This is a genomic window from Terrisphaera buseokensis (assembly GCF_047521145.2).
In the GTDB taxonomy this organism is placed as follows: Bacteria; Verrucomicrobiota; Verrucomicrobiia; order Opitutales; family Opitutaceae; genus ER46.
The window spans coordinates 3,611,268-3,635,273 of sequence record NZ_CM134186.1 but is presented as its reverse complement, the minus strand read 5'-3'; the positions used below and the strand labels follow the sequence as shown (position 1 = coordinate 3,635,273).

22 protein-coding genes are annotated in these 24,006 nt (G+C 64.2%); 16 read left to right on the top strand and 6 right to left on the bottom strand.

Annotated elements, in window-relative coordinates; genetic code table 11:
- The first annotated feature begins 63 nt into the window (after positions 1-63).
- From hemC to ACLJEU_RS13605, 3 genes are read left to right on the top strand one after another with little or no spacing between them, the layout of a single operon-like run.
- Positions 64-921 (top strand): hydroxymethylbilane synthase, encoded by an 858-nt coding sequence (gene hemC, locus ACLJEU_RS13615; RefSeq protein WP_414664361.1) that lies wholly within the window; start codon positions 64-66, stop codon positions 919-921.
- Positions 918-1,706 (top strand): uroporphyrinogen-III synthase, encoded by a 789-nt coding sequence (locus ACLJEU_RS13610; RefSeq protein ID WP_414664360.1) that lies wholly within the window; start codon positions 918-920, stop codon positions 1,704-1,706. The genes hemC and ACLJEU_RS13610 overlap by 4 nt, the downstream gene beginning before the upstream one ends.
- A gap of 45 nt (positions 1,707-1,751) precedes the next feature.
- A complete protein-coding gene (locus ACLJEU_RS13605; protein ID WP_414664359.1) occupies positions 1,752-2,426 on the top strand; it encodes a phosphoribosylanthranilate isomerase in 675 nt (224 codons plus the stop codon).
- 38 nt (positions 2,427-2,464) lie between these two features.
- Here the strand turns inward: ACLJEU_RS13605 and ACLJEU_RS13600 are convergent, their stop codons facing one another.
- The 4 genes from ACLJEU_RS13600 to ACLJEU_RS13585 all read right to left on the bottom strand — a co-directional run bounded on the left by ACLJEU_RS13600 (position 2,465) and on the right by ACLJEU_RS13585 (position 6,122).
- Complete coding sequence (locus tag ACLJEU_RS13600; protein WP_414664358.1) at positions 2,465-2,971, bottom strand: methylated-DNA--[protein]-cysteine S-methyltransferase; 507 nt, start codon at positions 2,969-2,971, stop codon at positions 2,465-2,467.
- Positions 2,968-4,392 carry a DNA-3-methyladenine glycosylase 2 family protein gene (locus ACLJEU_RS13595; RefSeq protein ID WP_414664357.1) on the bottom strand — a complete coding sequence of 475 codons (1,425 nt, stop codon included), beginning with the start codon at positions 4,390-4,392 and terminating at the stop codon, positions 2,968-2,970. The genes ACLJEU_RS13600 and ACLJEU_RS13595 overlap by 4 nt, the downstream gene beginning before the upstream one ends.
- 75 nt (positions 4,393-4,467) lie before the next feature.
- On the bottom strand, positions 4,468-5,730 hold the full coding sequence (locus tag ACLJEU_RS13590; RefSeq protein WP_414664356.1) for an alpha/beta hydrolase: 1,263 nt from the start codon (positions 5,728-5,730) through the stop codon (positions 4,468-4,470).
- Between the two features lie 20 nt (positions 5,731-5,750).
- The gene (locus ACLJEU_RS13585; protein WP_414664355.1) at positions 5,751-6,122 is read right to left on the bottom strand and encodes a DUF2237 family protein; all 372 of its coding nucleotides are present in this window, start codon (positions 6,120-6,122) and stop codon (positions 5,751-5,753) included.
- A gap of 71 nt (positions 6,123-6,193) precedes the next feature.
- On the opposite strand from ACLJEU_RS13585, the gene ACLJEU_RS13580 reads away from it, so the two are divergent.
- From ACLJEU_RS13580 to ACLJEU_RS13530, 11 genes are all read left to right on the top strand, one after another.
- On the top strand, positions 6,194-6,643 hold the full coding sequence (locus ACLJEU_RS13580; protein WP_414664354.1) for a GatB/YqeY domain-containing protein: 450 nt from the start codon (positions 6,194-6,196) through the stop codon (positions 6,641-6,643).
- Between the two features lie 531 nt (positions 6,644-7,174).
- Entirely contained in the window at positions 7,175-7,609 is a 435-nt protein-coding gene (locus ACLJEU_RS13575) for a response regulator (protein WP_414664418.1), read from the top strand.
- Positions 7,610-8,228: 619 nt separating this feature from the next.
- Positions 8,229-9,734, top strand: a complete 1,506-nt coding sequence (locus ACLJEU_RS13570) for an ATPase domain-containing protein (RefSeq protein WP_414664353.1) — start codon at positions 8,229-8,231, stop codon at positions 9,732-9,734.
- Positions 9,735-9,759: 25 nt separating this feature from the next.
- Positions 9,760-10,989: a sensor histidine kinase gene (locus ACLJEU_RS13565; RefSeq protein WP_414664352.1), complete on the top strand. Its 1,230-nt coding sequence runs from the start codon at positions 9,760-9,762 to the stop codon at positions 10,987-10,989.
- A complete protein-coding gene (locus tag ACLJEU_RS13560) occupies positions 10,989-11,387 on the top strand; it encodes a response regulator (protein WP_414664351.1) in 399 nt (132 codons plus the stop codon). Before ACLJEU_RS13565 ends, ACLJEU_RS13560 begins: the two co-directional genes overlap by 1 nt.
- A gap of 419 nt (positions 11,388-11,806) precedes the next feature.
- Positions 11,807-14,182, top strand: coding sequence for a PAS domain-containing sensor histidine kinase (locus ACLJEU_RS13555; RefSeq protein ID WP_414664350.1), 2,376 nt, complete (start codon positions 11,807-11,809; stop codon positions 14,180-14,182).
- 20 nt (positions 14,183-14,202) lie between these two features.
- The gene (locus tag ACLJEU_RS13550; RefSeq protein ID WP_414664349.1) at positions 14,203-14,664 is read left to right on the top strand and encodes a response regulator; all 462 of its coding nucleotides are present in this window, start codon (positions 14,203-14,205) and stop codon (positions 14,662-14,664) included.
- A 169-nt stretch (positions 14,665-14,833) separates the two neighbouring features.
- Positions 14,834-15,262, top strand: a complete 429-nt coding sequence (locus tag ACLJEU_RS13545) for a response regulator (protein ID WP_414664348.1) — start codon at positions 14,834-14,836, stop codon at positions 15,260-15,262.
- 174 nt (positions 15,263-15,436) lie between these two features.
- Positions 15,437-17,323 (top strand): alpha-amylase family glycosyl hydrolase, encoded by a 1,887-nt coding sequence (locus ACLJEU_RS13540; RefSeq protein ID WP_414664347.1) that lies wholly within the window; start codon positions 15,437-15,439, stop codon positions 17,321-17,323.
- 89 nt (positions 17,324-17,412) lie between these two features.
- Positions 17,413-17,598, top strand: a complete 186-nt coding sequence (locus ACLJEU_RS13535; protein ID WP_414664346.1) for a hypothetical protein — start codon at positions 17,413-17,415, stop codon at positions 17,596-17,598.
- A 99-nt stretch (positions 17,599-17,697) separates the two neighbouring features.
- On the top strand, positions 17,698-18,432 hold the full coding sequence (locus tag ACLJEU_RS13530) for a response regulator (RefSeq protein WP_414664345.1): 735 nt from the start codon (positions 17,698-17,700) through the stop codon (positions 18,430-18,432).
- On the opposite strand, the gene ACLJEU_RS13525 is transcribed toward ACLJEU_RS13530, so the two are convergent.
- Entirely contained in the window at positions 18,429-19,451 is a 1,023-nt protein-coding gene (locus tag ACLJEU_RS13525; protein WP_414664344.1) for a haloacid dehalogenase-like hydrolase, read from the bottom strand. The two genes, ACLJEU_RS13530 and ACLJEU_RS13525, sit on opposite strands and share 4 nt — an antisense overlap.
- A 110-nt stretch (positions 19,452-19,561) precedes the next feature.
- Here ACLJEU_RS13525 and prfA point away from each other — a divergent pair, with 110 nt between their 5' ends.
- Together prfA and prmC are read left to right on the top strand one after the other, a co-directional pair.
- The gene (gene prfA, locus ACLJEU_RS13520) at positions 19,562-20,683 is read left to right on the top strand and encodes a peptide chain release factor 1 (protein WP_414664417.1); all 1,122 of its coding nucleotides are present in this window, start codon (positions 19,562-19,564) and stop codon (positions 20,681-20,683) included.
- Between the two features lies 1 nt (position 20,684).
- Positions 20,685-21,530, top strand: coding sequence for a peptide chain release factor N(5)-glutamine methyltransferase (gene prmC, locus ACLJEU_RS13515; protein ID WP_414664343.1), 846 nt, complete (start codon positions 20,685-20,687; stop codon positions 21,528-21,530).
- A gap of 227 nt (positions 21,531-21,757) precedes the next feature.
- Here prmC and ACLJEU_RS13510 read toward each other — a convergent pair whose 3' ends face one another.
- Positions 21,758-23,971 carry a carboxy terminal-processing peptidase gene (locus ACLJEU_RS13510; protein WP_414664342.1) on the bottom strand — a complete coding sequence of 738 codons (2,214 nt, stop codon included), beginning with the start codon at positions 23,969-23,971 and terminating at the stop codon, positions 21,758-21,760.
- Between the last annotated feature and the right edge of the window lie 35 nt (positions 23,972-24,006).

Below are 24,006 nucleotides of genomic sequence, written 5' to 3'. Positions count from 1 at the left end.
CGCCCTACCTTGCAATCTCCCCTGAGGCGCAGAGAGTCGCTCTCTGCGCCTTTTTCTTTCCCGATGTCGAAACTCGTCCTCGCCACCCGCAAGAGTCCTCTCGCACTCGTCCAAACGGAGATGGTTGCCGCCCACCTGCGGAATCAGCTCGGGGTCGAAACCGAACTGCTGAAGATCGTCACGACCGGCGACAAGCAGACCGAATGGTCGCTCGAGCAACGGGGCGGCAAGGGGCTTTTCACCAGCGAACTCGAGGCCGCGCTCCTGCGCGGTGAGGCCGATGTGGCCGTGCACAGCACGAAGGATCTGCCGGGCGAAATGCCGGCCGGTCTGGCGGTGGGCGGCTATCTGCCTCGCGCCGACACCCGTGACGTCCTGGTGTTGCGCAGCGGCCTGGAGACTCCGGCCACGCTGGCCACCGGCAGCCCGCGCCGCCGGCTGCAGATCAAGCGGCTGTTTCCCGACGTCGTGTTCAGCGAGATTCGCGGCAACGTCGACACGCGGCTCCGCAAGATTGGCGAGCAGCATGTGGCCGACGGCACGATCCTCGCCGCCGCCGGCCTGAAGCGTCTCGGCATCGATACCTGGCCGGGCATCGATTTCCTGCCGCTCGATTTCGACCAAATGGTGCCGGCCGTGGGGCAGGGCGCGGTCGCGATTCAATGCCGCGAAACGGATGCGGCGAAGTTTGCGGCGATCTTCGATGCCGCCACCGCCCGGAGCGTGACCCTCGAGCGCGCGTTTCAAAATGCCCTCGGCGGCGGCTGTCACACGGCGTTCGCCGCGCACGTCGTCAACGACCGGATTTATCTCTTCCACGAAAACATCGGCCTCGTCCATCAGCCGATCCCGGCGGGTGGCTTCGACGATCCTGAGGCGACCGCCACGGCGATCCTCAAACAGCACGCGTTGCTCCCATGATCTCACCCACCGCCTTGAACGGACGTCGCATTGCGGTGACGCGCGCGCGGGAACAGGCGTCGGAATTGTCGACGCGTCTCGCCGGCCTCGGCGCCGAGGTCATCGAGCTGCCCCTGATCACCGTCCGCAAATCCATCGATCTGGATCTGCTCCACGAAGTGCTGTCCGAACTCGGGAGCTATGACTGGATCGTGTTAACCAGCGCCAACGGCGTGCGCTACTTCCTCGAGGAATTCTACCGCGTCTTCGACGACATCCGTTCGCTGGGGCTGTTGCGCTTCGCCGCGGTCGGCGATGCCACCGCGCAGGCGATTCGCGCGTATCATCTCAAGGTCGAGTGTCAGCCGAAAGGCGCCACGGCCGAGGCGCTGGCCGATGATCTGATCGCGACCGGCAGCCTCGACAGCGCGAAGGTCCTCGTCATCACCGGCAATCTTAACCGCGAGGTGCTGGTCACGAAACTCGAGGAGGCGCGCGCCATCGTCGACCGCCTGCAGGTCTACGCAACCGAGAAGACGGATTTGAGTCAGGAACCCGCCGCCGCCGATTTCCGTTCGCGTGGGGCGGATGCCATTCTCTTCGCGAGTTCGTCGGCCGTGCAGTCGTTCGTCGATCAGGCCGCTGCACTCACGCTCGCGAAGGACGCCAAGCGCCCGCTCGCCGGCAGCATCGGGCCGCAAACCAGCGAAACGATGAAGCAGTGCGGCATGCCGATCGATTTCATCGCCAAGACGCCGAGTCTCGACGCCCTGATCGAGGCTTTGGTGAAGAAGCTTGGGAAGTGACGATCGCGCGAAAGCTGGAGCGATAACGGATCGACACCCGGCGCCATGATTGACGGCATTCGTTTCAAGGTCTGCGGCCTCACGTCGATCGTCGACGCAGAGTTCGCCGACCGTTGCGGGGCGGACTATCTCGGATTCATCCTGCATCCGAAGTCGCCGCGCTTCATTCCGCTCGAGCAGTATCGCGCGATGGCGCCACGGCTGCCGGACCGGCGCAAAGTCGCCGTCTCCGTCGAACCGACGGCCGCGGCGCTGACGGCGATGCGCGACGCGGGCTTCGATTTTTTTCAGATCCATCACCGCATCGAGACGTCGGATACGCAGCTGTCGGAATGGTCGCGCATCGTGGGCGAAAGCCGGCTCTGGCTGGCGCCGAAGCTGCCGCCCGGCACGGCGGTGTCACCGGCCGCGCTGGCGGTGGCCAAGTTCATCCTCTTCGACACGTATCACGCGGGCGGATTCGGCGGCTCGGGACTCACCGGCGACTGGGCTGCGTTCGCGCGGCACCAAGCTGCGCACACCAAGAATCTGTGGATTCTCGCGGGCGGACTGAACCCGGAGAATGTCGGCGACGCCCTGAAGGCGAGCGGCGCGCGCTTCGTCGACGTCAACAGTGGCGTCGAGTCGGCGCCGGGCGTGAAGGACGAGTCGAAGTTGAAACGTTTCGTGGTGGCGTTGCATCACGCCGCCACCGCGAAGTTGGGCGTCGGACCTGCCTGATTCAGTCGATGGACGCGGTCTGAGCGCGGGCTGGCCGATCACGCCGCGCGTGAGTGCGAGGCCGTGACCTGCTCGTGTTCGAGCAACCGCCGCTTGATCGTCTCCCCGAACGCAAACCCCGTCATGGATCCATCGGCGCCAATCACGCGGTGGCACGGCACGATCAGGCAGATCGGGTTCGTGGCGTTGGCGCGACCCACCGCTCGTGCGGCCGAGGGTTTTCCGGCCACGGCGGCGATTTGTCCGTAGGTGCGGGTCTCGCCGTATGGAATGGCCGCGAGCGCGGACCAGACTCGCTGCTGAAACGCCGTGCCGGCCGGCGCGAACGGAAGAGTGAAGTCGCGCTGTTTGCCGGCGAAGTAAGCGCGCACCTGCTCGCTGGCGAACCGTGTCTGTGCCGCGTCGCGCACGAGCTTTCCCGGACCGAGCCGGCGTTGCAGCGCGGCCTTGCCGCCAAACGCCGTGGCGGTGATGTGCCCGTTGGCGTCGACGGCGATTGAGAAGGGGCCGACGGGCGTGCTGATCGTATCGAATGCGTGATTCATGTGGGCATGGGTTGCTTGAACTGCCACAGATGGGCCGTGGCGAGACTGCGATAGGGAGAGAACATCGCCATGAGCCTGCGCGTGGCATCGACGTCCGGTCGCTGCTCGAGGTTCAGCGCCGCCTGCAATCCGCTGGTCACGCCGGTGTCGCCGAGCGGTACGCAATCCGGAAAGCCGAGCGCGCGCATCATGAGATAATTCACCGACCACGGGCCGAGTCCGCGAATGGCGAGGAGCGTGCGTTCGGCCCGTGTGGCGGAGAACTGCCGCAGGCCTTCCAAGTCGAGCTGGCCCTCATGGACCAGGCGGGCCGTGGCGATCAGGTAGGCGGCCTTCGAGCGCGAAAACTGGAGCGGCTGGAGATCGGCCTCCGTGAGCGCGGCGACGGCGGCGGGCGTCGGCGGCGCGATGAGGCCGTTGGCGAGCGTGATACCGGTGCGCTCGACCAGCCGGCGCTTCAGCACGCAGGCGAACGCGAAATTGATCTGCTGGCCGATGATGCACCACAGCAGGCCGTCGAAGACCGAGGGGGTTTGCGCAATGCGCAGTCCGGGCCGGCCCGCGACGAGGCGCGCGAGGCCGAGTTTGCGCGCCAACCGCGCGAAAGCCGCGGCATCCTGATCGAGTCCGAGCCAGCCGGCGACCACGCCGTGAGCGTCGACCGCCGAGCCGCCGGTGACCGTAACCGCAACCTGGGTACGCGCGATCTGGAGCGAAATGATCGCCGGCCCGCCGGAGAGCTGCACCGCCGCCTGGTAGTGACCGCCATCGAGTCGTTCCGTGACGCTCTGGGTGTCGCGACTCAGCGCGCGTCGCAAATATCCCAGCGGATAGCCGTCCGGCAGATCGACTGCGAAACGCGTGGTGGAGCGCAGGTCGCGATATGCGGCCGGTGTGAGGCCGGTGTGACGCCGGAACTGATCGTGAAACACGGACTGCGATTCAAAGCCGGCGGAATGCGCGATGGCGACGAGGCCGTCGGTACTGGTGAGGAGCCGGGTCTTGGCCACCTCCAGCCGCGCCCGCAGGAGCAGGTCGGCGGGCGTGGTGTGAAAGTGAAGACGAAAAAGTTCGAAGAGCCGAGTCGCCCCAAATCCGGACCGCCGGACAATGGCGCGCGCGTCGGGAAACGCGGCCGGTTGCGCACGGATCTCGGCGACGAGCGTTTCGATGTCGGTGAGCACCGGATCGGCGCCGCGCGCGAAGTCGTCCGGGTGGCATTTCTTGCACGGGCGCAACCCGGTCGCCCGTGCCGCTTCGCACGTGGGAAAGAAACGCACGTTCGCCGGCTTCGGTTTACGGGCCTTGCAGGCGGGCAGGCAATAGATGCCGGTCGTGAGCACCCCGGTGAAGAAACGGCCGTTGAAGCTGGCGTCGCTCTCCAGCACGCGGGCAAACATCGTGGCGTGACTCAGTCGCATGGACCGACGTTAACACAGCCGGCGGCGGGTGTCGTCCGGATTATTCCGCCGCAATCTTCATCCGTTCCGCCCCGCTTACTTCTGCAGACTCCGCAGGCTCTCCTCGATCGCGGCCGCGGTGTGCAGCGCGTGTGGTGGAATGGGGAAGTCCGCATCGAAGGCGCGAAGCTGCGCGGGCCGTTGCAGCGTCACGCGCGATTCGTCGATCGCGCCGCTGGCGTCCTGAATCGCCGCGAGATTCAGGGCGAAGTGGGTGGCGAGGAAGCGGTATAGCGCAGCGCGCTTCGAGGGACCGTAGTCGTGGCCTTCGTCCGCAAGGTGCACGTTGGTCACCTTGTCCGTCGCACCGAAGTAGCCGTAGATTTTCTGCAGGAAGGGAAACTCGCTCTTCGGTACGTGCTGCGTCCAGTCCTTGCCATCGGAGACGATGAGCTGCGGACGCGGGGCGGCGAGGGCCGCGATCATGACGTTGTTCGCAAAATGATCCGCGCTGCGGTGAATCGGCAGGCCGCTTTCGCACGCGCATCCACCAAAGAAGTACGACGACACCATCACGACCGGCGCGCTGGCCGCGATGCGCGGGTCGAGCGCGGTGAGGAGAAACGACTGCGTCCCGCCGCCCGACTCGCCGCTCACGGCGATGCGTTTCGAATCCACGTCCTCGAGCGACGTCAGAAAGTCGATCGCGCGCATCGCATTCCACACTTGGAGCGTGAGCGCGAAAGGCGTGCGATGCGCCGCCTGCCCGACGAGCTGCATCGAGTCGCCGTAGCCGAACATGTCGATCGCGAGCACCACGGCGCCCATCTGCGCGAGGCTGGCGCACCGCGCCTGCAAGCCGGGCCAGAAGCGCGCGTGGTTGTCGTAGTCTTCAAGTTTGACCACCGGCCGATAGTGGCCGTGCGTCGACAGGACGGCCGCGTACGGAGGCCTGGCGTTCGTCGGCCGATACAGATTGCCGGTGACAAAGTAACCCGGGACCGACTCGAAGACCACGTTCTCAACGGAGTACCCGGTAAAAGTCCGTTTCTGACGGAGCACGGGATTCAAGGGCGTCCGTGTCGGCCAAGGTGACAATCCCGCCGCTGTCTGGATGCGCTGCCGCAAGTGCCCGACATAGGCTTCCCACGTGCCCCGACCGGGAAAGCGCGCCAGCGCCGCGTCGAGAACCGCCTGGCCCTGTGGCGGCGTCAGATAGGCACCCTGCGTAAGCGCGGGCCCGCTTGCCGGCGGTGGCGGCAGGATCGGCGGGACCCAGGTGACTGCAGGGAGATTGCTCCATGCAGCGGGCGCGATCAGGCAGCTGAGGAGGACGAGGCGAAGCGGACTGCAGTTCATGGCGGGTTTCGGGTGAAGGTTCACGCGGTCGCGTGCAGCTGGAGCAACTCAAGCGGCACCAGCTCAAGCGTGCGTTCGTGTGTGGCCGACAGGATGACCGGCGCGCTGACATCCGCTTCGAGCAATTCCAACCAGCGGCTCGCGCACACGCACCAGCGATCGCCCGGTTGCAGCCCGGGAAAATCAAACTCAGGGCGCGGCGTGGAGAGGTCGTTGCCGATGGCACGGCTTTGCTTGAGAAACTCCTCGGTCACCTCCACGCAGACCGTGTGGCAGCCGAGATCGTCGGCGCAGGTATCGCAGTGGCCATTACGGAAAAAGCCGGTGCGGGGTGCCATCGAACATGGGCGAAGCGGGCCACCAAGGACATTGCGCGAGGGCAGGGGAATCATCGCGGACCATCAAATGACGATTGCGCCCGGCGTTGCACGAATAGATTTTGGCGTGAACCCGTTTTCCCACCATGGCCTCGATTTACGAAACCCTCCGCGCCGACATCATCACCGCCATGAAGGCGCGTGATGGCACGACGACCACCGCTCTCCGCACCGCTGACGCCGCCATCAAGCGCGCGGCGATGGATACCAACAAGGAAATCGACGACGCCCTCGTGATCACGACGATGCGAAAGGCGGTGAAGAACCTCGTCGACGCCAAGGCTGAGTTTGAAAAAGGCGGCCGGGCGGATCTCGTCGCGGCCAACGACGTGGAGATTCGCGTGCTCGAAAAGTATCTGCCGAAGGGCCTCGACGCGGCAAAGATCGATGCGCTGATTGCCGACGCGATCCGTGACACCGGCGCGCAGTCGAAGAAAGACATGGGCAAGGTCATCGGCGCGCTGAAGAAACTGCCCGAGGCCGGACTCATTGATTTCGGCGCGGTGAGCAAGGTCGTGCAGGCGAAGTTGCCCTGACGCCGCCCGCGCTGGGGTGCGTCGGCCAAAGCCCATGAAGCGACGTTTCCTGCTCCTGGCTGTAGTGGCCGTGGTCGCACTCGCGGCGTTTTTCGTGCTTTCGCGCCGGACGAAGGACCGAACTTCGGTCGACGAGCCGGCGCATGCCGTCGTGCCGGAGAGCGCCTCCCACACCACCACCAACGCTCACTCGGCTGCTTCGACCACTGATTCCGGGCGCGCCCCGGGCCCACCTGCGAGCCCGACGGAGCAGCGCAAGCCTTCCAGCCAACGCACGCCGCGAATGCCCGTTGACCCGACGTTGAACGTGAGTCCCTCGAGCTGAGGATCCGCGCATCGCGAGTCGCGGCGATCACCTTTGCGGCGGGTGGCCGGGTGGAGCCACGCGACCGCGCTGAATGCATCTTCGCCGGTTCCGCCCGGGTGTGCGCCCGTTGACGGGAAATACCTGATGTCGGGCAACCCAACTCTCCCGATGACGCTTAGGCTTGAAGGGGCGGACGCGAAATCCAGCTTTGGCCCGTCGTGCTGATGATCGAGCCTCTACCGCCGCTCCTGATAGTTGATGACTCGGTCGACGACCAAGTCTTCCTCAGCCATTTGATTCAGCGCGCCGGCCTCAGCCAGCCGATCCTGACCTTTTCTGACGGTGCCGCGGTCGTTGCCTATCTCACACCCCTCCTGACCGATTCCTCGGACATTCCGCTTCTGATGTTTCTCGACCTCAGGATGCCGGTGATGAGCGGAACCGAGGTCATTCGTTGGATTCGGCAGCATCCCCGCTTCAGTCTGATGGAGATCGCGCTTCTGTCCGGATCGCTGCGCTACGCGGACATGCGTCTGGCGGCCGAACTCGGCGCAAATCATTACTTCGAGAAATTTCCATCGACCGATGTCATTCAGCTCTGGGTCAACGCCGCGGTCCGCACTCGCGCCGAGGCGCGCGAGCGAGGCCGGGCGCACTGAGATTGAGGTGAGTGCGACTGGCACTGGGACCGCGACCGCCCCCGGTCGCACTCGGACAGATGCGACCGGGGGCGGTCGCGGTCCCAGTTTCCCAGCTGCTGTCGGCTAGTTCCGCTGGATGTCGCGACCTTCGGCTTGGCGGCGCGCGTCGCGATCGACGGCTGAGCTCGCGTCAGTCGACGTGACCTTGCAGCCGCACTCGTCACGCCGGTAGGAGATTATTTTCTCCCGCGAACGTCTCACGCGCCGCTCACGCCCAGGCGACGCGCGGTGACGCCATCGGCCGACTGGGCGGGAGCAGAGATTGAGCCAGCCCACCTGCGGAACACGGAGCGATTGCCGCACAGGGCGTTAACGTCGCTGCCGCGCGGCGCGACCCTCGGAAGGATTGCAGGTTGCGAGGTGCAGACCGGTTCAAACGTGCAGGTTGCCGTAGTGGACCGTGGCGAACCTGGGGGCCCGCGCGCTCGTGACCGCGTTGCTGGAACCCGGCGGCGCCCGGGAACCGTTCATCGCCGGGGTGAGTCTGATTCGGGAACCCAAGCGGCACCGATTGAGGAGAAATTCCCAGCGGAATTCGGTCGATGCGAGCCGCGGACTGAAAACTCATTTATAAGACATGCAGGAGACAATTCATGCAGACCGGGCGACCCCGACGGGAATTGCGGGTCTTGATAAAATTCTTCGCGGTGGTCTGCCGGAAAACCGGCTCTACCTGCTCCTCGGCAACCCGGGCGTGGGCAAGACCACCATCGCCCTGCAGTACCTGCTCGAAGGTGCCCGCCGCGGAGAGACCGGGCTCTACATCGCACTCTCGGAGACCCGCGAGGAGATTCTCTCGGTGGCGCGTTCGCATGGCTGGCCCATCGATCAGATTTCCATCTTCGAGTTGTCCGCGCTGGAGCAGCAGCTCGCGCAAGAGGAGCAGAACACCGTGTTTCACCCTGCGGAAATCGAACTCAACAAGACGACGCAGATGCTGCTGAAACGCATTGAGGAGGTGAAGCCGAAGCGGCTCGTCCTCGATTCGCTGTCCGAATTGCGGCTGCTGTCCGACTCGGCGCTGCGCTACCGCCGTCAGATGTTGTCGTTCAAACAGTACTTCGCGGGGCAGCAGATGACGGTGCTGTTGCTTGACGACCATTCCGCTGACGGCGGCGACCTGCATGTCCAGAGTATCGCACACGGCGTCATCACGCTCGAGCAGGTCACCACCGACTATGGTTCGGAAAAGCGGCGAATCAAAATCAACAAGATGCGCGGGCTGAATTTCGCCGGCGGTTTCCATGACGCGATGATCGCCCCCGGAGGGATGCGCGTTTTTCCCCGGCTCGATCCGACGCATTGTCGGTGGGAGGGAACCGATACGGTGATGGCCTCGGGCGTGCCGGCGCTCGACAACCTATTCGGCGGCGGCCTCGACTGCGGGACGAGCTGTCTCCTGCTCGGTCCGGCGGGCACCGGAAAGTCGACCATTGCCCTGCAGTTTTGCGTCGCGGCTGCCCGGCGCGGTGAAAACGTTCTGATGTGTCTCTTCGAAGAGAACGTCCACACGATGATGGCGCGCGCGGCTTCCGTGGGGATGCCCATCGACGATCTGGTGGCGGCGGGCCGGATCCATGTCCTGCAGGTCAATCCCGCCGAACTCGCGCCGGGGGAGTTCGTTCACACCGTGCTCGATTACGTGGCGGACAAGAGGTGCCGCATTGTCGTCGTCGACAGCCTGAACGGTTACATGCAGGCGATGCCGGATGTCCGGTTTCTCAACATCCAGCTCCACGATCTGCTCTCGTGCCTCAACCGTCAGGGCGTTCTATCCCTGCTGATCGTCGCGCAGCATGGCCTGGTCGGACAAATGCAGACGCCGATTGATCTCACCTACCTCGCCGACACCGTCATCCTGCTGCGTTTCTTCGAACAGGGTGGCCGCATCAAGAAGGCGGTTTCGGTGATCAAGAAACGCATTGGACGGCACGAGGACACACTGCGGGAGTTCAAGATCGACAGCTTCGGTCTGAGGGTGGGCGAACCCCTCGAGGCCTTTCACGGAGTGCTGACGGGAACGCCGACCTTTCAGGGCAACGCCGATCAGATGCTGATGAACCGGACCGATGCCGCACCCTGAGCCAGCTGCCGACGTCGTTCTGGTCATGGCACCGATTGGAGCCGACGGCGCCAACATCTGCAGCGTGCTGGCGCGCGCCGGGATGGTGCCGCAGATGTGTCGCACCAATACGGATCTTCGTGCCGGCGTGGCGGGTGAGTGCGGCGCGATACTCCTGACCGAGGAAGCGCTGACCGAGGAGTTGCGGCGAGAGCTCTCCGCTGCGTTCGCTGCGCAGCCACCGTGGTCGGATATTCCGGTGATCATGATCTCCAGCGTCGGAACGTCGAATTCGGGGCCGCGCGCAGCCGCGAAACTGCAGGGACCCCGCCGCACCGTCACGTTGATCGAGCGACCGCTGCGTTCGGTGACGTTGCTGGCGACGCTGAACACGGTGCTCGCGGCCCGCCGGCGGCAGTATGAGATTCGCGACCTGCTGAACGAACGCGACCAGCTGCTGAGTTCACTCGAGTCCCGCGTGGCGCAGCGCACGGTGGAGTTGCAGCGCATGGTCGAGGAGATGGAGGCGTTCTCATACAGTGTGTCACACGATCTGCGCTCGCCTCTGCGCAGTCTCGCTGGCTACGCCCGAGCGTTGCAGGAGGACTACGCGCCGGAGCTGCCGCCGCTGGCCCGGCACTACCTCGAGAAGATAACGCGGGCGGCGCAGCGCATGGACAATCTTACGCAGGATGTGCTGGCCTACACGCGCGCGACCCAGGGGGAGATTGAAATCGGCCCCGTCGACCTCGACAATCTCGTCAAGGATGTGATTGAGCAATATCCGGCCCTCGGATCGCTGGCGAATCGCATCCAGGTGCGCGTTCCGCTGGGCGGCGTGCTCGGTCATGTGCCTTCGCTCGTGCAGTGCTTTTCGAATCTGCTCGGCAACGCGATGAAGTTCGTGCCCGACGGTCGCGTGCCGGAAATCATCGTGTCGTCGTCACCGCGCGGTGGCTTTCGCCGCATTTCGGTCACGGACAACGGCGTCGGGATCGACCCCGCGCACCACCAGCGGATCTTCGGCATGTTCGAACGCGCCGCGCGCAAGGACATTCCGGGCACGGGCATTGGTCTCGCGATCGTGAAGAAGGCGGTGGAGCGCATGGGAGGATGCGTCGGTGTATCCTCAACGCCAGGACAGGGCGCGGAGTTCTGGATCGAACTGCGCGCAACCGACGAGCCGTCGCGTCCGGTCGCGACGGGCGATTCCACCGCATCGTACTGGGCGGCCGGCGCAGCCTTCAAACCCGCCCCGGGCGTCGCCTCGCCGTGATGGAATCACGTAGCGTGCTCATCGTGGAAGACGACGAAGATGATTTTTTCCTCACCCAGCGCGCGGTGAGGAAGGTTTTTGCCGGCCCGATCGTTCATCTCGAGAGCGGCCGGGCGGCCATTGAGTACCTTGTCCAACGCGGAACCGGGACGGCGCCAGCCGGGTCGGACCTCGTCTTTCTGGACCTGAAAATGGACGACGGGGGTGGACTCGAAGTCCTCGATTGGGTGCGAATGCATGCCGGGCCCCATGTGCCCCGCATCTTTGTGCTGACGGGATCGAACGAACCGCGCGACCGCGAACGGGTGCGGCTATCGGGGGTTGCGGCCGGTTATATTGTGAAGCCGCTGGGCCCGGAACACCTCGCGGAAATTTTCCGCGCCGCACCGGTCGGGTAGGTCGGCTGCAGCGACGATGCCGCGGTGGTTTGATCGCCCGCATCGGGAACCGTCCCCGGCGCACCCGGTCGGTGCCGCCATGGTGTTCGCTCCCAACGGATGGCGCTGGCGGCCGGGACCGGGCGTCGCGCGGGCGTGGGTGGTCACGGGAGTTGCAACTACCACTGCACCGCACGCTGGCGGATAAGGCGGAATACCAGTCCGCGTACCAAGAAAACCCCGATGGGATATCGACTCGACACGACAATTGATTCGCCAGCGAATGGGTCTGCTGACTGCAGGATGCATTCCTCTCAATGGTTTCGCAGCGAAACGTTTCCGGCGGTACGAAGCTGGAGCGGCGGAGGCATCGCCGGCGGCGGGACGGGCCGGAGCGGCTTGGGTGGGTGTGCGCTGCCCCTGCATCGTGCGATCCGTGTATGATCCCATTCGAGTTTGGCACCTATGAATGGCAGGCCGGGACGGGACGCGTTCACGGCGACGCGACGCTCGCAGGCATCTCAGGCGTCGCGCTGGACGCTACCGGCACGATCGCGTGGGAGGAGTGCCTGGCCGCGATCCACCCGGAGGATGTGCGCGGGGCGCGCCGCGACGTCGAGCGGGCGGTGGCTGAAGCGAAGGAGTTCCGGGTGGACGTCCGCCTGGTCACCGGCGGCAGGCTGCGCCGGGTCACAATCTGCGGCCGCGCGGTAAGAGCAGCCACGGGCGGCATCGGCCGGATCGCCGGAGTTGTGCTGGCGGTGGCCGAGCCCGCGCCCACTGAAGCTGACGCGCGCTCGGCCACGGATCAGCTGCAGCGGCAGTTTCGACTTTACGACGCCGTCCTTTCGGCGACGGATGACTTTGCCTACATCTTCGATCTCAAGGGCCGCTTCCTTTATGCGAACCGGAGACTGCTTCACGTTTGGTCGCGCACGCTCGATCAGATCGTGGGCAAGACGTGTTATGATCTCGGATACCCGACCTGGCATGCCGACATGCACATGCGGGAAATCGCCCAGGTCATTGCCACCAGGCGCTCGATTCAAGGGGAGGTGCCGTTTACGGGTGAAAGCGGCATCTCCGGCATCTACGACTACATTTTCACGCCCGTGGTGGGGCCCGGGGGCGACGTGGAGTCAATCGCCGGCACCACGCGCGACGTCACCGCGCGCAAGCATCGCGAGGATCGCGACCGGTGGCTGATTGCGGCGGACGACGCGGTCCGGCCGCTGACCGATTCGTTGGCAATCACGCAGACCTGCGCGCGCATCGTGGGCGAGGCCCTGCAGGTCAACCGCTGCGCCTACGCGGACGTCGAGGATGATCAGGACACCTTCAACGTGACAGGCGACTATACGCGGGACGCGGTGAGCATCGTGGGGCGTTACCGCATTTCGGACTTTGGCTTCGAGATCCAGCGGCAGCTGCGGGCGGGGACTTGCGTGGCGGTCGGCGATGTGGCGGTGGATCCACGCACGGCTTCCGCCCAGGCGGTGCTGACGGCCATGGGGATTCGGGCGGCCGTGACCGTGCCGCTGTTGAAGGCGGGGCGGTTGGTGGCGCTCATGGCGCTGCACCAGACAAGTCCGCGGGTGTGGCTCGATCATGAAATTGATCTACTGGTGCGCATCACCAGCCGTTGCTGGGAGTCAATCGAACGCGCTCGCGTCCAGCGCGTGCTGGCTGAAAGCGAGCGGCGGCTGCAACTGGCGATCGCCACCGGCCAGCTCGGGGTCTGGGACCTCGACCTCGGCACGTACACCCTGACTGCGACCGGGCTTTGCCGGGCTCACCATGGCAGAACGGGCGACGAGTCGCTCACGTACGACGAGCTCTGGGCGGCGGTCCACGACGACGACCGGGAGCGGGTCCGCGCGGAGAAGCGGCGCGCCATCGTTGAACACCGGCATTTCGACGCCGACTATCGCGTGGTGTGGCCGGATGGCACGGTGCACTGGCTGGCGGTGCGAGGCGAGGCGAGCTACGGGCCCGATGGGACTCCGGCGCGCATGGTCGGCGTTTCGCTCGATATCACGCGGGCCCGGGAGGATGCCGAGGAACTCAAGGCGGCGCGCGGCCGGCTCGAGGACTACGCGCGGGGCCTGGAGGCGAGCGTGGCCGAGCGCACGGCGCGATTGCAGGAGACGCTGTCGGAGCTGGAGGGGTTTTCCTACAGCATCTCCCATGATCTGCGGGCCCCGCTCCGGGCAATCCAGTCGTTTGCCAGCATGGTGGAGGCCGAGTGCAGCGATCAGCTGGGCGCCGAGGGGCGCGATTACCTGCGGCGCATCATCCGGTCCTCCGAGCGGATGGATCGCCTGATCCAGGACGTGCTTGTGTACAGTCGAATCGCGCGGAAGGAAATGCCCGTCGAACGCATCGAGCTGGAACCCTTCATCGCGGGCGTCCTGGAGACGTATCCGCATTTCAACGCCGCGGACACCGACTTCGAGATCGTGTCTCCACTCGGGGCCGTGCGCGCGAATCCCGCCGCGCTCACGCAGTGCATGTCCAACCTGATTGGCAACGCGATCAAGTTCGTGCGACCGGGTTGCAAGCCGGTCATTCGCATCTGGACGGAACCGCGCGACGGGAGGCTGGCGGTTTTTGTGCGCGACAACGGCATCGGGATCGAACCCGCCCTGCACGAGAAGATCTTCGGCATCTTCTACCAGATCGACACCCGGTATGACGGCACGGGCATCGGGTTGTCGGTGGTCCGCAAGGCGGCGGAACGGATGGGCGGGCAGATCGGCCTGGAGTCCTCGCTGGGCCGGGGCAGCACCTTTCGGCTCGAACTGCCGGCGGCGTGAACGCGACGGTCCATTCTGCGATGACAGTGCTCTACGCCGAGGACGACGAGAACGACGTGTTCTTCATGCGCCGGGCGTTTTCCAAGCTCGGCATGAGGACTGCGCTCCATGTCGTGTCGAACGGCCGCGCTGCGGTGGATTGCCTCGACGGAACCGGTGAGTTTGCCGATCGCGTACGCCATCCCCTGCCGTCGCTGCTGATCCTCGACGTGAAGATGCCGGCGATGTCGGGCCTTGAGGTCCTGCAGTGGACGCGGGCCCAGCCCGAGTTCAACCACCTGCCGATCGTGGTGTTCACCTCGTCCACCCAGTATGCGGATCTGGCATTCAGCCGGGAGCATCGCGCGAGCGCGTATGTGGTCAAACCGGCCAACCTGGAACAACTGCCGTTGCTCGTGCACGCCATGCTCGACGCCGTCGCGGCGCCTCGACCCGGAGACGTCGCCCTCGATTTCCCGCAGAATCTCCTGCGGCCGGACTGAGGAACGCGAGGGTACCGTCGGACGTGATCGTGATCTTTTCCCGTCGCGTACGGTCGTGGAGCCGCGGGCTCCTGATCGCAATTTCAGAAATGCCCCGATGGTTCGCCCGCGGGCAATCGGCTAGGATGAAGCGCGGGGTGGAGGTCCGGCCCCGTCCGCTTCACTCATCATGCTCTCCACCGAAACCTTTCCTCCGATCCTGGTGGTCGACGACGATGAGGAGGCGCACGAGTTAATCGCTCGCGCGCTGGCGCGCGCGCGGTTGCCCAATCCGATCCGCACATTTCTGAGCGGAACTGCGGTCATCAACTACCTCAGCGCGGACTCCGGCCGGCAGGGCGACGATGGGATGGATCCGCCGGCTTGCCTGCTCCTGCTCGATATTCGCATGCCCGGGATGTCGGGCTGGGAGGTGCTGGCGTGGATCCGGACGCAATCGCACCTGTGCCAGCTCATCATCGTCATGATGTCCGCCACCGGGGACGACGATCAGGTCGCCCAGGCCAAGTCGCTGGGCGCGCATACTTATTTGCTCAAGTATCCGTCCCCCGAGACCCTGGCCGCGATCGTCAAGTTCTCGCGCATGGCGGCGGTTTGACGGCGCACACGGGCATCGCTCCCGACGGGAGTACCCGCCGTGCAGTGAACGTCACGGGGCGCTTCCCCGCCGGATGAACATCGATCGGCCCCATGTCGGATGGGAACAAACTCCGGTCAGGCTGGAATAATAACGGTAACCGTTGGTTGCAGCCGCGTCCAACTGCCACCTCTCATGGCCCTCGCTTCACTTCCCGCCCGCAAGCCTTCTCTGCCGATCGATTATCTCGCCAAGCGCGACCTCGAGTTTCGCCAGGAGACGATTTATTTCATCGTGGTGGATCGCTTCTTCGACGGCGATCCGGCGAACAGCGCAGGACCCAATCCGGCGCTTTACGATCCCGAACGTCGCGACTGGAATCGTTATTGGGGCGGCGATCTCCAGGGCATCATCGACAAGCTCGACTACCTGCAGGGACTCGGCGTGACCGCGCTGTGGCTGACGCCGCTGTTCGAGCAGGTCGAGAAGCTGGCCTACGACAAGCACGCGGCCATCCACGGCTACTGGACGCAGGATTTCAAGCGACTCAACCGGCGCTACATTGGCGTCGACGAGGATCCCTCGTTGAAGAACCGGGCGGAGACCACCTTCGACCGCCTCGTGGCGGCAATGCACGCGCGCGGCATGAAGCTGGTGCTCGATATCGTGTGCAATCACAGCAGCCCCACGGCCGAAGGCACCAAGGGATTGTTGTTCGACGACGGCCGGTTGGTGGCCGACTTCAACGACGATCCGGAGCACTGGTACCATCACTACGGCGAGCTGAAGGACTGGCGGGACGAGTGGCAGATCAAGAACTGCGAGCTGGCCGGCCTGGCATCGTTCAACGAAAACAACGTCAAGTACCGCAACTATATCAAGTCGGCGATCAAGCTGTGGCTCGATCGCGGGGTCGACGCCCTGCGAATTGACACCGTCAAGCACATGCCGGCCTGGTTCTGGCAGGAGTTCATCAGCGACATGCTGACGCACCGGCCGGACGTGTTCATCTTCGGCGAGTGGATCTACAATCATCCCACGGACGGCCAGTCCGCCGCGTTTGCGAATCAGGCGGGCATGAGCCTGCTGGATTTCGGCCTGTGCATGGCGCTTCGCCAGGCGATCGGCAAGTCCGACGCCGCCGGCTTTGTGCTCGTCAACGACGTGCTGTCATTGGATTCCCATTACGATAACGCGAGCGAGCTGGTGACGTTCATCGAGAATCACGACATGCACCGCTTTCTCTCGTTGAACCCCGATCCCAAGGCCCTGGGGCTCGCACTGATCGTGCTGCTGACCACGCGTGGAATTCCCTGTCTCTACTACGGCTCGGAACAGGAGCTCAACAACTCAACCCATGCCGACGACGGGCTGCCGTGGGGCAACAACGATCCGTACAACAGGCCGATGATGGAGAGCTGGGACGAGCAGAAGCCGCTGTATAAATTGATCGCGGCCCTTACCGAACTGCGTCGCTTGAATCCGGCGGTGGCGCTGGGCAGCCAGCATTGCCATCACGTCGCGGTCGACACCTACGCCTATTCCCGCCGTTACCGGGACTATCGCTGCTTCGTGGCGGTCAACAAAGCCGGAGCGCCCGTTACCTTGGAAAACATCCAGACCGATCTGCCGGGCGGTGTCGCCAGTTGTTATATTTCCGGTCAGGAGATCACGATCAACGACGACGGTCTTGCGACGCTCGTGATCGAGCCGCAGTCAGCCGTGGTGCTCTCGCTGCATAACGCTCCGCCCGTGGCCGGCAGGGCGGTCGTGCGCGTCCAGGTAAACGGCATCGCGACCCAGCCCGGCCAGGTGGTGGTGGTCACCGGAGACTGCCCCGAGCTGGGCAACTGGGACGTCTCGCGCGCGTTTCCGCTCGAATATATCAACAGCAACTGCTGGTTCGGAGAGATTGCGTTCAATGAGACGGCGGGCGGACGCGTCGCCTACAAGTACGCGCTGCGCGAGCAAATGGCCGATGGGGATCTCGTGCCGCAACGGGAGAACGTCATCTGTCGCCGGCGCGTACTGCCGGCGAGCGGCCTGACCAAGTGGCGTGATCATTGGGGCGCCCGGTCCTAGTCGGATTCGGTTCCCGCTCCGCCGGAATTAAATTCCTGGCTGGTGCGGAACCGTCGGCTCGCGCTGGCTACTGTTAAGGTCATCAGACCATGGGATTCGACCAGGACAGCGATCTGCCGATCATTCAGCCCCAGAAGCGGACCACTCAGGTGAACGTTGCGATGGTGGCATTGATCCTGATTTTCTTTTTCGCCACGGCTGCGGTCACGTTCTGGATCTGGAGACAATCAGAGGACCCGGCCGTGCGGGCGCCGGCAGGATCTGAGTCGCGCTGATCGATGCCGCCTCCTGCCTCCGTCCCGCGCAGCAAGACGTCCTGAAACCAGGCGGGCAGGGGAACCCTCCGGTCTACCGAGGAAAGGAAAGCAAATCCTATGACACTCTATAAAGTGGATCAACCGGAGACATTGATCCGGCGAAAGCAGGTGCTAATAGTCGATGATCATCCGGTGACGCGACACGGCATGCGCACGCTCATCAATGCGGACGGACGCTACGAGGTGTGCGGCGAGGTCGACTCCGCTCCGAAGGCGCTCGAGGCGATGGGCCGGTTGTCGCCCGACGTGGCGATTGTCGATGTCGCGCTCAAGTCGACCAACGGCATCGAACTGACCCGCGGCCTGCGCGCCCAGTCCACCCGCACCGAGGTGATCGTGGTTTCGATGCACGATGAGAATGTCTACGCCGAGCGCGCACTCCGGGCCGGTGCCATGGGCTACCTGATGAAGCAGGAGGCGAGTGAAACGATGATCGAGGCCCTCAACTGCGTCTTGGCGGGCAAGGTCTATCTGAGCCCCGCGATGAAGGACAAACTGCTGCGACGCTACGTGAGCCAGCGGGCCGAGCGGAGCTCCACGCCCATCGATAAGATCACCGATCGCGAGATGGAGGTGCTCGAGTTGCTCGGAGAGGGATTCGGCACGCGCGAGATCGCGAACCGGCTGAAGCTGAGCGTCAAGACCATCGACTCGTACCGCGAGCACCTGAAAGCCAAGCTCAGTCTGCCGACCAGCGGCGATCTGATGCGTTACGCGGTACAGCGCATGCGCGACGACTCGAACGAGCCTGCCGTGATGGCGAGGCCGGCCACCGAACGGGTCGAGACCTAAAGGAAGCTCGACTGCTTCGGCCCCTTGGCGGCGCGCTTGGCAGCTTCTTCCTCTGGCGTGGCGTTGAGGTGCCGCGGCGGCTTCGACGCCTTGCTCGCGACCGCGGCTTCGCGATCCGTCACGATGCGATCACAGATTTGGTGCAGGTGGAGCCGGAGCCACTGGGCGGTGCTCGAACCACTGCGGTAATCGGCCGGACCGTAGCCGTGAATGCGGCCGGACTGCAGCAGCCGATCGTTCTGCTCGAACTCGGCGGGCTTTTCGGGGTTGTACACGGCGTACGCGCGGCCGCCGCCATTCTTGACCACGGAGAAACTCGGGACGTCGCTGGGACCGTCCGCGATGTAGATCATATTCTGAATCGGGATCCGGCGATCCTCCGCAGCCATCTTTGAATTCACGTCGATGGCTGGATTCTTGTTCGTCCCCTTGTTGATCTCGAAGATGGCGCGCGTCTTCGTCGTGTTGTCGATCACCATTCCGATCTGCGCGATCTCCGCGGTCGCATCCATCGGGAATTCGTTCTGCTTGAGGAAGCCGGGTTGCAGCGGATTCTCGACAAACTCGCAGGCCCAGATGCCTTCAACGTGTTTCGCGATCGCGCTGCCCCGGATCATGGGGGCGATGCCCGTGCTGACGATGTAGTGCTCGACGGAGATGTCGTGCTTCACGTACTCGGGCTTTTCCCGGGCAAATCCGTTTGCGAGATCGAAGAACTCCGGGAGACCGGCGTAGAACTTAATGTCGGCACCGCAGTCGAAGAGAATCTTGTTGTTCAGGCCCTCGAGCGGCCCGGCCAGCACGTAGGTGAGCAGATGATTCAGGTAGGCGATCTCCGGCGAGAGGTGGTACCCGCGTTTGCGGTAATGACCGGCGAGCTTGTTCGTCTCCTCCCAGAAGTTGGCCTCGTCGATTCCGTAACGACGAAAAAGCGGCGACTGCATGTATTCCGGGATTAACGTCTTGTCGAAATCCCAGATGCACGCGATGGTGTTTTGAGTGAAAAGTGACGTGGCCATTGCAATTCAGCACCGGTAGGAGACTGCGCCTCGCGTAACGGTCGCCGCCATCCCAAAGGCATCGGGCGGCACGCGCAATGTGCAAATGGCCCGACATCGATTCGCACTTCATGGACGAACTTCCCGATCTTGCCCCGTTTCAGCGCCGCTACGACGAACTCGGAGCGAACATGGCGGAGCCTTCCTTCTACGCCAACCCGCGCCGGGCGGCGGACGTGACGCGCGAGCATCAGAAGCTCTCCCAGCTGATCGCGGATCACCACGCGCACGAGCGCATCGTGCGTGAAATCGCGGAGGCGCAGGCCTTCGATCGCGATCCCGGTGCGGATGCCGAACTGCGCGAACTCGCCGCGGCGGAACTGCCGGAACTCGAGCGCCGGCGGGTCGCGCTGCGGCAGGCCGTCCTGCTCGCGATGATCCCTCCGGATCCCACCGACTCGCGCAACACGGTGATGGAAATTCGCGCCGGCACGGGCGGCGACGAGGCCAGCCTGTTCGCCGCGGAGCTTTTCCGTCTCTATTCCAAGTACGCCGACGCGCGCGGGTGGAAGATTCAGCCGATGAGCAGCAGCATGTCGGAGCGCGGCGGCTACAAGGAGGTGATCTTCCTCATCACCGGCAGCGACGTCTACAAGCAGCTCAAATTCGAAAGCGGCGTGCATCGCGTGCAGCGCGTGCCGGTGACCGAGGCCAACGGCCGGATTCACACCTCGACGGTCACCGTGGCGGTGTTGCCCGAAGCGGAGGAGGTCGATGTGCAGATTGATCCGCAGGACCTCGAAATCACGGTCACGCGCGCGAGCGGCCCGGGCGGGCAGGGGGTCAACACGACCGACTCCGCCGTGCAGATCCTGCATCGCCCCACCGGTCTGATCGTCCTGTGCGCCGATGAGCGCTCCCAATTGAAGAACAAGGCGAAAGCGATGACGGTCTTGCGGTCGCGCCTGCTGAAGCGCCGCGAGGACGAGGAGCACGCGAAATACGCGGCCACGCGGCGCAGCCAGATCGGTTCGGGCGATCGCAGCGAGCGCATCCGCACCTACAACTTTCCCCAAAACCGGCTGACCGATCATCGCATCGGGCTTACGCTGTACAGCCTGCCGCAGGTGATGGAGGGCAACATCGAGGCGATCATCACCGGTCTGCAAAAGGCCGACTACGAGGAGAAACTCGCGGCGCTCACGGGCCACGATTTCACCCCGGCGCGCGCGACGGTGGGTGACGACGACTGAGATGTTCACCGTTCTCGAAATCATCAAGAAGACCACGGAATTCCTGGCATCGAAGGGCCTGGAGTCCGCGCGGTTGAATTCCGAGCATCTGATCGGGCACGCGCTCGGAAAAAAGCGCATGCAGCTCTACATGGAGTTCGAGCGCCCGTTGTCGGAAGCGGAACTGGAGAAAATCCGTCCACTCGTGCGCCGGCGCGCGTTGCACGAACCGCTCCAGTACATCCTCGGAGAAACGGATTTCTTCGGCCTCCGCCTCAAGGTGGATCGGCGCGCGCTGATTCCGCGACCGGAAACGGAGCAGTTGGTGGAACAGGTGACGCTGACCCGGGCGACCACGCCGCCAACGCGTATCCTGGATCTGGGCACGGGCACGGGGGCCATCGCGCTGGCCCTGGCGCAGGCGTTTCCCGGCGCAGCGGTCACGGCGATCGATCGGAGCGAGGACGCGCTGGCCCTCGCGCGGGAGAACGCTGCTGGCACGGGTCTGGCGGAACGCGTGACGTTCGTCGCTTCGGACTGGTACGCGGCCGTGCCTGCGGGACCGTACGATTTGATTGTTTCGAATCCGCCGTACCTGACGGCGGAGGAGACCGCGCAGACGGCGCGTGAAGTGCACGGCTTCGAACCGGTCGGAGCGCTGACGGCAGCCGATGACGGGCTCGCGGACCTGTTGACGATCATTGCCGGCGCGCCGGCCCTACTCACCGCGGACGGATCACTCGCGCTTGAGACCGGCATCGCGCACCACGCGCGACTGCTGGCCGCCGCACAGACGGCCGGGTTTCAACGCGTCGAATCGAAGCGGGACCTGACGGGGCGTGATCGTTTCGTGTTCGCGAGCCGCTAGTACCAATCGCTCCTTGCTTTTGGACTTCTGGATCGATCGTGGCTACGAGCGCCAGCGAGTGGCCCCTTCGGCCACTCGCTGGCGCTCGTAGCCACGGCTAGAATCCAAAAGCAAGGAGCGATTGGTATAACGCGCGCGGCCCGGCGGGACGCGCAGTGTGATGTCGGCAAAAAGAAACGGGCGCACATCCGTGCGCCCGTGGAAGGTCTCGAGGTCTTGAGTGGTACTCAGCCGCCGGTGATTGCCGTGAGAGGAGCGCGGTTGCTGGCCCAGGCTTCCTTGTTGCGACCCAGTTCAATGGCGTCCGTCAGGACCCGGAGGGCCTCGCGGAGGTGAACGTCGGCTTTGACGTAGGTTTCGTTCTCCTCGAACGAATCCAGATCGTCATCGTCATCGCCGTCCTTCTTCGGTGCGCGAATCTTCGGGGGCGGCGGCGGTCCGAGATAGAAGGGCTTGAAGCTGTAATCGTTTTTGGCGATCCGCTCCTTTTCCGCCTTCATCTCCTTGCGGAAGGCATCGTCGCTGGCCTTCTGCCGCTGCCGTTCCTCGAGGTTAACGGAGATCAGTTTCTGCTCCTGGCGGGACTTGAACCAGTCGACGTTCTTCCGCAGGTAGACGAATTCCTCGAGCTTCGACTGCCGATCCTGGCTCGCCTGGCGCAGCGGCGACAGCACCTTCGGATTGACCGGCTCACCCTCGAATTTGCTGGAGGCGATTTGGTCCCACACCAGCGCGCGCGGCAGATCGGCTTCGCCGATGGGCAGATAATCTTCGATCGACGGCAGCACGATGTCGGGCACCACGCCCTTGAGCTGGGTCGATGCGCCGCTCGGCAGATAGTATTTCTGGATGGTGAACTTGGCGGCGCCGGTTTTCTGCGGAGAGAGCGCGAGCGACTTGGCGAGTTGCTTCATCTCGACGACCTGCTGCACGGAGCCTTTGCCGTGGGTGGAGCTGTCACCGACCACGATGGCGCGACCGTAATTCTGTAGCGCGCCCGCGACAATTTCCGAGGCCGAGGCGCTGAAGCGATCGACGAGCACGGCGAGCGGCCCGGTGTAGGCGATTTTGGGATCGCGGTCACTGTCGACGTGGATGTCGCCGTTGAAGTTCTTCACCTGCACAACCGGCCCCTTTTGAATGAAGAGTCCCGCGAGATCGATGGCTTCGCTCAGGTAGCCGCCGCCGTTGCGACGGAGATCGAGCACGAGGCCTTCGATGCCCTGTTGCTTGAGCTGCTCGATCAGCCGGGCCACGTCCTTCGAGGCGGAGCTGCGTTCGGAGTCGGTGTCGCCGTCATCGCCTTCACTATAGAACGCGGGCAGGGTGATGACGCCGAGCTTCTGGATCTTGGCGTCCTTGCCCTCGATGGGCAGATCGAACACGGCGCCGCGGGCGCGGGCGGAGTTGAGCTTCACCGTGTCGCGCGTGATGATGATTTCCTTGCGCACCGAGCTGTCGGTGGCGTCGCCCGGCTGCACGATGAGACTGACGTCCGTGCCTTTCTTGCCGCGAATCTTGTCGACGATCTTGCGCAGCTTCATGCCGAGAATCTCGACGGGTTCGCCGCCCTTTTCCGCGACGGAAATGATCTTGTCGTTGGGTTTCAGCTGCCGGCCGAGATCCGCCGGGCCGCCGGGGACGATCTCCTTGACGACGCAGATGTCATCCTCGACGCCCAGCAGGGCGCCGATGCCGACCAGCTTGAGCTTCATTTGAATGCCGAAGTCCTCGTAGGTTTCGGCCGAGAAGTAAGTGGAGTGCGGATCGTAGAGCTTTGCGATGGTCGTGAGGAAGAGTTCGGCGAGATCCTTGCCTTCGATTTCCGACAGGTTCTTCAGCATGCGTTCATAACGCTTGCGGACCTGCGCCTTCGCTTCATCCGGCGTCTTCTTGTTCAGGATCTCCGCGAGCAGCTCGAATTTCAGCCGCTTCTGCCAGAGTTCGTCCGAGGCTTTCGCATCAGCCGGCCATTCGGCCTTCGCGCGATCCGCCCGGTAGGTTTCGTTGGTGGTGAAATCGAAATCCTTCTTCAGGTTCTCGAAGATCCAAGCGATGCGCTCTTCGACGCGAGTCTGGTAGACATAGAAAATCTCGTAGGCGGCGTTGATGTTACCCAGGAACGCCGTGTTGTAATAGACGTTCTTGCCGTACTCCTCGGCGAACCGCGCACGGTCGGAACCGAGAAAAAACAGGCGCTGACCGTCGAGTTCGCCCATGTAATCGGGCACCACGCTCGCATAGTCGGCGCTGCGCACCGCGTCGTGATTGTAATGAAGCTCGTCGAGCAGCTTCGTCAGCGTGCTGGCCTCCTGGGACAGCGTGGTCGACGTGGAGAACGCCTTGCGATCCGTCGTGGCGGCGAATCCGGTGGCAACCAGCATCGCCCCGAGCAGGACCGGCAGGCTGAAGCGGCGGAAGAGGCGGGAAACGCGAGTCATGGCGGTGTTAGATGGTAAGTGGGTTGAAATGTTTC